Origin of the sequence: Rummeliibacillus sp. POC4, from assembly GCF_003576525.1 — a bacterium.
In the GTDB taxonomy this organism is placed as follows: domain Bacteria; phylum Bacillota; class Bacilli; order Bacillales_A; family Planococcaceae; genus Rummeliibacillus.
This window is the reverse complement of record NZ_QWUA01000107.1, coordinates 1-7,706: the sequence shown is the minus strand read 5'-3', so window position 1 is coordinate 7,706 and position 7,706 is coordinate 1. Positions and strand designations below refer to the sequence as shown.

Here is a 7,706-nt window from a genome sequence, read left to right as displayed (position 1 = left end):
AAATAAGTGAAAGCAAAACATTCACTGTGGAAAGTTTTGATCGAGATACTTCACCCTTTGGAGAAAAGTTAATAGCTGTTAAGAAGAAAGGAAAGTGGGGCTATATGGATGTAAAAGGTAAAATGGTGATTAAGCCAAAATTCCAAAAGGCTCACAACTTTTCAGAAGGATTAGCAAGTGTAAAAATCAATGGTAAATGGGGCTATATCAACAACAAAGGTCAAGTTGTCATTAAAGCAGAGTATGAAGAAGCTGCCTATGAATTTTCAAATGGCTATGCGCAAGTAAGTAAAAATGGTAAATGGGGAAATATTGATAAAGAAGGAAACATAGTTATTCCAATTACTTATCAAGATACGAATGATTATAGTGATGGACTTATTTTAGTTAAGAAAAACGGAAAGTATGGATATATTAATATAAAAAACGAAATGGTGATTGAACCACAGTTTAAAGAAGCTTATTCATTTCAGGATGGCTTGGCAGGAGTAATGAAAAATGGAAAGTGGGGATATATTGACCAAAAAGGTGAATTGGTTATTTCATATAAATACTCAGAAATTTTTTCATTTGAAAACGGTGTAGCAGTTGTACAGAATAAAGACTTTTTCTATGGAGCTATCGATAAAAACGGTAAAACAGTTATACCATTTAAATATGCTTATTTAACATATCCTCAAAATGGTTTAGTTGGATATACTTATGAAGATAAAGGTGGGTATGATATTGGATATCTATCTGTAAAAACAGGGAAAAAGGCTTTTGAAATCATTCCAACAAACAATGACCCGTTACAATTTAGAGAAGGATTGGTATTTTTAGCACCAATGTCCGACCCACGTTATAACTATATTTACACATCAACAGGTCAAAAAATTAAATTAAAAAATAAATACTATGATCTAATGTTCTTTAATAATGGTTATGCATTAGGAACAATTAATGAAAAAGGCACAAAAATTAAAATACTACAAAAGAAATGACTATTAGCATGATATTAAAAGTAATATGCAAAAATAGATGAAGTATTAGGTGTAGTTCACAGATAAGAATTCCAACGGTGTTGAATTACTAACGAATTAGTCTATAGGTGCAAGAAAACGAAATACTAATTTTAAATATTGAAGTTCATTTTTAATAAAAATGAAAACCAGACTCTAAATTTTTATTTAGGGGCTGGTTTTACATTTTATAAAGGAATTTAATTAATAGGCTAAAATCATTTGGTAGAATGATTTTAATCTATTTCGATGTAAATATTTTGTATAGTCAAAGTGACTCATTTCACTCTAATCTTAATCGTCTTCGTAGCAGTATTTCCGGCAGCATCGTTAACTCTATATGTTAGTTTATAAGTGCCTTTTTTATAGGTGTTTACTGTTAATTTGTCTGTGATATTACCATCATGTTCATCTATAACTTTTACACCTTTTAATGGGTTAAATGAATTTTTTCTTTTTATCGTTTTACATTTTCGCTATTGTTTAGTCGATTTTCTTCATTATCTAAATCATATAGACCCCAAAGAAATCCTCCTTTATGATCTGGGTTCTGCTGCATGAGCTTGAAATTGGCTAAATGTCATCATGCTCCCTGCTAATAATAATGCATAAACTCCTTTTTCATTGCCATTCGCTTCCTTTTACTATTCTCTATATATTCACTATACAACTCATATTTGAATATATGATAATTAAAGTTCAATTTTCTTTAATAAGAGGAATGGTATGTAATAATAGTTAATTTAGATGATCTGCTCTTTTGTACGTTCTTTATCCGCTCTTTCATCAATTTAACTCCTTATGCGATAGTAAGTTCAAGGTAATTGCTCCTGTATAAGATCTTTCAATAAATACATCAAGTGAGAGGTAATGATTTAAGTGCTTTGTGCTTATATTCAGTCTATATAATGGTGCTAATTACCATAAATGTATTGTTCGATATTTATTTAAGTAGTATAATATAACTAATGAAAATAATTAAAAACAGGATATTAGTATTATTTTGGGCGTTAGATTAAATACATATATACAAATATCGGAAAGAGATGATGAATATGGTTGGATTTATATCAGGAATACTGATATGTCTTTTGATGGTTTATTTGTAACATCAATATTCTAAGAGAAAATCTGATTGTCATACCCAACTTGATACTAAAAAAGTTCAAAGTTTGATTAAATTAATAGAATATTCAAAGGATGCTATCTATTATTATGAGGTAAAACCTGAACGAAAGTTCCTATACATTAGTCCTTCTCTCGAAAGAATCATGGGAAAAGGTGTTATTAAACGGTCATATGAGAATCCGATACTTCCTTTTGAGTTGATTCATCCGGATGATGCTGACATTTTAGAAAAGAAAGTTTCGGGTGAATGGGATTATGATAAGCCAGTTATACAACGTTGGAAAAATGATCAAGGGGAGTATATCTGGTGTGAGGAATATACAACACCTGTTTATGAAAATGGGGAGTTAGTAGGAATTGAAGGTTCCATCCGAAATATTAATGAAAAAATGAAGCTTCAAAAAGATTTAGAATTTGAAATTTCACATGATCCACTAACGAAAGTCTATAATCGTTGTTTTTTCTCGAAAAACATGGATAAGTATAATAATGAAATAGACTCGTCAGTTGGCATTATTGTATGTGACTTAGATAACTTAAAAGTAACAAATGATTCGTACGGACATAAAGAAGGAGATGCTCTCATCCAAGAAGCTGCAGGCATATTAGAAAGACAGTGTCCGGAAAATTCAATTATTTCGAGAATTGGTGGAGATGAGTTTGCGGTCCTTATAACAAATGTTAATCGTGATGAGGTGGTTCAGTGCATTCATCGAATTACAGAGGATATCAATCAACTCAATCAAAATAAAAAGAAAATAAAAGTAAGCATCTCAAAAGGTTATGCATTCAGTCAACATTCTATCGACATAATGGATGAACTATTTTCAGAAGCAGATCAAAATATGTACATAGAAAAGCGTAAGAAACACCAAGTGCAGTCATAAGGCAAAGATTACTAGATTCAAATTCTTTAAGTTAAAATGAAGTACTCCTAACAACATCACATAGTTGTTAGGAGTGCTTCATCTATTTTTTATTCAATTCACTTTGATATTCAAGTCAGATATGGAGATGATGATTTTATCAATTCCAGTTAATTTAGTTAAAAATCGTCTATTCAATCCACGTTCCGGACAATTTAAGTCCCCTTGCGTGTCAGCAAACTCACAGTAGCCCAAAGTACTCCCATAATTCGCGGCAAAGATACTAGATTTAACCAGTAATCGAGCCGCGGCCAAAGGATTTTGAGTAATTTATTCGCTCTTTCGGCAGAGATATTCGCTCCTACAACAGATTTATTCGCTCTCAGCGGACATTTATTCGCTCGAAAAGAAATTGAATTCGCTCTTACAGCAATTTAAGTCATTCTGAGTGAGCACAAACTCAAATCCGTCGGAAAATCCATTCATGATCATTTTAAATCCTATCGTACATCATGAATGGATGGTGGTATGATATAGAAAGTATTTTGAAAAATGATTTTGGGTTTTAGAAAGAAGGATTATGGGAATGGCGATTGTAGCAACTGTTATCTTTTTGGTGACATTATTTCTTGTGATATGGCAGCCAAAGGGATTGAATATAGGCCTAACAGCGTGTGTGGGGGCGATTATCGGGTTAGTAGTTGGTGTTGTTGATTTTCAAGATGTTGAGAAGGTAGTGGGGATTACTTGGAATGCAACATTAACGTTTGTAGCTATTATTATCATTTCGCTTATTTTAGATGAAATTGGATTATTTGAGTGGGTTGCTTTGCAGATGGCAAGGTTATCGAATGGCAATGGCATCAAAATGTTTGTGTATGTCAGTATTTTAGGTGCTCTTGTAGCTGCGTTCTTTTCGAATGATGGAGCAGCTTTGATATTAACGCCGATTGTATTGGCAATGGTTCGTAATTTAAATTTTAAAGAGACAATGGTGATTCCGTTTATCATGGCGAGTGGATTTATAGCAGATACGACATCTCTACCATTTGTCATTAGTAATTTGGTGAACATTGTATCAGCAGATTTTTTTGATATCGGGTTTGTAGAGTATGCTGCAAGAATGATTCTACCAAATATTTTTTCTTTAATTGCAACAATTATTGTACTATCTATTTATTTCAGGAAAAACATTCCGAGTCGATATGATGTATCCAAGCTAAAAGAGCCAAAAGAAGCGATTCGAGATCAAGGAATGTTTCGACTTTCTTGGGTCGTATTAGTATTGTTGTTAATCGGTTATGTGACGAGTGAATGGGTAGGGGTGCCTGTTTCAATTATTGCTGGAATGATTGCGATATTCTTATTAGTTATGGCTAAACAGAGTCATGCAGTTGATACTAAAGCTGTTTTAAAAGGTGCACCATGGACGATTGTATTTTTCTCAATTGGGATGTATGTTGTCGTTTATGGTGTTGGGAATGCTTGGCTAACAAATTCGTTATCAGGCGTTATTGAAAACCTTGCTACACATGGTTTATACGTATCAACTGTGGCGATGGGCTTTATCGCAGCCTTTTTGTCATCGGTTATGAACAATTTGCCTACCGTTATGATCGACGCGCTAGCCATTGTACAAACAAATACGACAGGCGTTGTGAGAGAGGGACTTATTTATGCCAATGTGATTGGGTCGGATTTAGGACCTAAAATTACGCCAATTGGTTCATTGGCAACACTAGTATGGCTCCACCTCTTAGCGGGAAAGGGAATTAAAATTTCCTGGGGCACTTACTTCAAAATGGGGATTACATTAACAATTCCTATCTTATTAATCACTTTAACAGGTCTCTATATAACATTGCTTTTTTAATGGTATATCTGATAACATCATGGCTGTAAATAAATGAAGTCCTTGATCTATATTGAGATCAAGGACTTTTTCTTAACATAGTATTCTTGAAAAAGGAAGACTGCTAAGAATTTGCTCAGCATACATCAATTTAGTTAATAGGTGGCTTTTGATTGGGTAGGGTATGACGGAATTCTTTATAAATTTCTTGTACCTCATCTTCGTTGAAATTGCCTTTTTTTATAAGAGTATCGATAAATTTTTGCGGATACTCATTTTGAATTGATTCGATGATTAAATTCTTTAATTCTATCTTCATTCTTTCCTCGAGCCACTCATTAAAACGCTCTTCAGAAATATCCATTTGCCTATTGCCTCCAATAATTTTACTTGAATAATTTCAAGTAGATATACCTAATTTGGATATCCATTCAAAATCTATCCTTATTTTTGGCATGGACGAACCAAATGATTCATGTAGGTTCGGATTTTTGAGTTGAAATTTGAGACAATAATATGAGTATTTCTATATTGATATCTTTATCTTAAGAAGATTCAACGTACTACGGATACACATCAATACTCCATCAAATCTTTTCTCAATTTATCCAAAAGCCTCTTTTTTCTTTTTCGTAACGCATCGGCAGACTGATTATATTTTTTTGCTAATTCTTTAAAGGTGTAGCCTTCTAGATAATAGCCGATGAGGAGTTGTTTATCGTCTTTTTTTAGTTTACTTAGAAATTGATCGAAAATATCTGTGTTTTCTATTTCTGAAGCTGGCATATAAAAGTCGATGACATCATCTTGTTCTGGGTAATAGCGCTCTTCGTAACGGCTTTCCTTCTTTAGTTCATCAAGAATACTTCCTTTGATGCATGTGTACGCATAAGGTTCAAAGTCACCTTGTTCTTGGTCATAATTTTCCCATGCTTTCCATAGTGCAATTCTAGCTGTTTGGCGATAGTGGTCATGATTTTTGTAAATACGACATTTTCGAATAGCAGCTGTGATCATTGGTTCAAAACCTTCAAGTACTTCTTCAAAGTTATTCATCAAAAGTTTCCAATCTCATTGTGCACAATGCTATATTCCTAGGTGCTTTGAGAATACAAATTTGTTTTGATATTTGTAAAATGAACAAAAATGAGTTTTATAGGGGTAAAAACGATAAAAAAATTTTGTCGATGAATTGTCGATGTTTATCGAAAGTCCGTCATATCAACGTTTTATGGCATGATAAAAATTTGATATGACTTAAATTTTCAGTAGGAAGGTGTAGATTTTATAAAATTTATCATTTTTTAAAAAATTACTTAAAATGTGAATAATTAGTTACAATTAGACTACAAATAATCCTTTTTAAAAATAATTTGGTAATATATAGATAAAATTAAGCAGAAAGGATGTTGATAGATATGAGCAGGAATATCTAGTCGTTTTGTGAGTTTTTTCAAGGGGATTTTTTTAATTCATAAAAAGAATGGAGGAAATTGTAGAATGATCGTTAAACCTTCTGGATTAATGTCTGTTGATGGTTACGGGAGAGAAATAGATAACACTTTAGTTTGCGACTCGACAAATAATCGATTTGCTGTGATCGATGGAGATTCAGCACTAGGTCCATTTTCTGGTGCAAAAGCTGCAGAAATAATGCGACGTTATTTAAATGATCCAACATATTTAAATGACTCTTTAGAAGCAGTCATATGTGCAGCTAATAATGCGATTAGAAAAGAGAAAATTGGAAAAACGATCTGGTTTGACTACGATGAATCGGATAAACATATTCGAAATAGTTGTAGTGTCATAGCTATTCAGATTAGAGATGAACATTTAGAGTATGTTCAATCTGGAAATTGCATGCTCTTTGTACAATATGAAAATGGTACAATCCGTTGCGTTACCTATGATCACAAAGCAAAAGTACAAGTGAAATATCATTTAAAATTAAAGTCATCATTTCATTCTTTAAAAAAGGGATTAAGAAGAAAATACTCAGAGAAAAAGCTACAAACATGCTATGAAAATGCAGTTAAGTTAACAGAAACCTTTCAGAAAAAATGCCTCGCAAGCTCCAACACACATAAGGGATATTCTTCAATTGACGGGAGCAGACAAGCAATCAGCTTCTTGGAAAAAGGCAGCATTCCATTAATGGACATAAAGAAAATCGCATTAGTATCAGGCGGATTTCAACTACTAAATCACAAAACACCAGGGCAAGAACGATGGGGAGATACAGCGAAGCAAATTTTTAACCGCGGTTTTAAAAGCGCTTACACAAAAATTGCCGTCATGGAAAGAAACGACCCCTATTGCCTCCAATTTCCAAGAGCAGAACGTTCCGAGGATAAATCGGGAATCTTATTAGAGGTGTTGAGAAAATAAAATGAAAACACCACCTATAGTCGGGGTGGTGTTTTCATTATGTTCTTTGGTTTTATAAAAAAATATTAATAAACTTATTAACATTACTCAGTATTGAAACAATATGTATTCTCCTATAATCAGAAAATGAGTATGAAGTATAAAACAAAAGGAGTAACAAAATGACAAACCATGAACTAAGATTTGTTTAAGAAAAAAATCAGGTACTCTCATTTCAAGTGAATTGTGAGTATCTGATTCAACAGTAGCTTTAGTTTAGTCAGACTATTGAATCATCGAAAGTTGTTCAAGAAAAACATCTTTTGATTTTTGAACACTTTTGGTCAATATTCACCAAGCTTGTTTGATGCATTGCTAAAGATGTCATATTAAATTACTGTGGAATTAAGTTTCAAAAATCTCCTTCTTAATCATCCATATACTTTGAAATCATTAGTAGAATTAGCGTATCTTTTAACTGTAATCTAT

Annotated in this window: 7 protein-coding genes; 4 read left to right on the top strand and 3 right to left on the bottom strand. The window is 32.6% G+C overall.

Features of this window, described 5'->3' with window-relative positions:
• Positions 1 to 983 (top strand): WG repeat-containing protein (locus D1606_RS17700; protein WP_147414544.1); only part of this gene is annotated, 983 nt, incomplete at its 5' end.
• Between the two features lie 296 nt (positions 984 to 1,279).
• Here D1606_RS17700 and D1606_RS17695 read toward each other — a convergent pair.
• Positions 1,280 to 1,462 (bottom strand): immunoglobulin-like domain-containing protein, encoded by a 183-nt coding sequence (locus tag D1606_RS17695; RefSeq protein ID WP_119417342.1) that lies wholly within the window; start codon positions 1,460 to 1,462, stop codon positions 1,280 to 1,282.
• Between the two features lie 711 nt (positions 1,463 to 2,173).
• Between D1606_RS17695 and D1606_RS17690 the strand changes: the two genes are divergently transcribed.
• Positions 2,174 to 3,016 carry a sensor domain-containing diguanylate cyclase gene (locus D1606_RS17690; protein ID WP_119417340.1) on the top strand — a complete coding sequence of 281 codons (843 nt, stop codon included), beginning with the start codon at positions 2,174 to 2,176 and terminating at the stop codon, positions 3,014 to 3,016.
• Positions 3,017 to 3,575: 559 nt separating this feature from the next.
• The gene (locus D1606_RS17685) at positions 3,576 to 4,868 is read left to right on the top strand and encodes an arsenic transporter (protein ID WP_119417339.1); all 1,293 of its coding nucleotides are present in this window, start codon (positions 3,576 to 3,578) and stop codon (positions 4,866 to 4,868) included.
• Between the two features lie 130 nt (positions 4,869 to 4,998).
• Here D1606_RS17685 and D1606_RS17680 read toward each other — a convergent pair whose 3' ends face one another.
• Together D1606_RS17680 and D1606_RS17675 are read right to left on the bottom strand one after the other, a co-directional pair.
• Complete coding sequence (locus D1606_RS17680) at positions 4,999 to 5,211, bottom strand: hypothetical protein (protein ID WP_119417338.1); 213 nt, start codon at positions 5,209 to 5,211, stop codon at positions 4,999 to 5,001.
• A gap of 212 nt (positions 5,212 to 5,423) precedes the next feature.
• Positions 5,424 to 5,903 carry a sigma-70 family RNA polymerase sigma factor gene (locus tag D1606_RS17675; RefSeq protein ID WP_119417337.1) on the bottom strand — a complete coding sequence of 160 codons (480 nt, stop codon included), beginning with the start codon at positions 5,901 to 5,903 and terminating at the stop codon, positions 5,424 to 5,426.
• Positions 5,904 to 6,347: 444 nt separating this feature from the next.
• Here D1606_RS17675 and D1606_RS17670 point away from each other — a divergent pair, with 444 nt between their 5' ends.
• Positions 6,348 to 7,238, top strand: a complete 891-nt coding sequence (locus D1606_RS17670; RefSeq protein WP_119417336.1) for a hypothetical protein — start codon at positions 6,348 to 6,350, stop codon at positions 7,236 to 7,238.
• Positions 7,239 to 7,706 lie beyond the last annotated feature (468 nt).

Coding starts and splice junctions, on each gene's coding strand:
- D1606_RS17685 (WP_119417339.1), top strand. CDS start 3,576: ATGGGAATGGCGATTGTAGCAACTGTTATCTTTTTGGTGACATTATTT.
- D1606_RS17680 (WP_119417338.1), bottom strand. CDS start 5,211: ATGGATATTTCTGAAGAGCGTTTTAATGAGTGGCTCGAGGAAAGAATG.
- D1606_RS17675 (WP_119417337.1), bottom strand. CDS start 5,903: ATGAATAACTTTGAAGAAGTACTTGAAGGTTTTGAACCAATGATCACA.
- D1606_RS17670 (WP_119417336.1), top strand. CDS start 6,348: ATGATCGTTAAACCTTCTGGATTAATGTCTGTTGATGGTTACGGGAGA.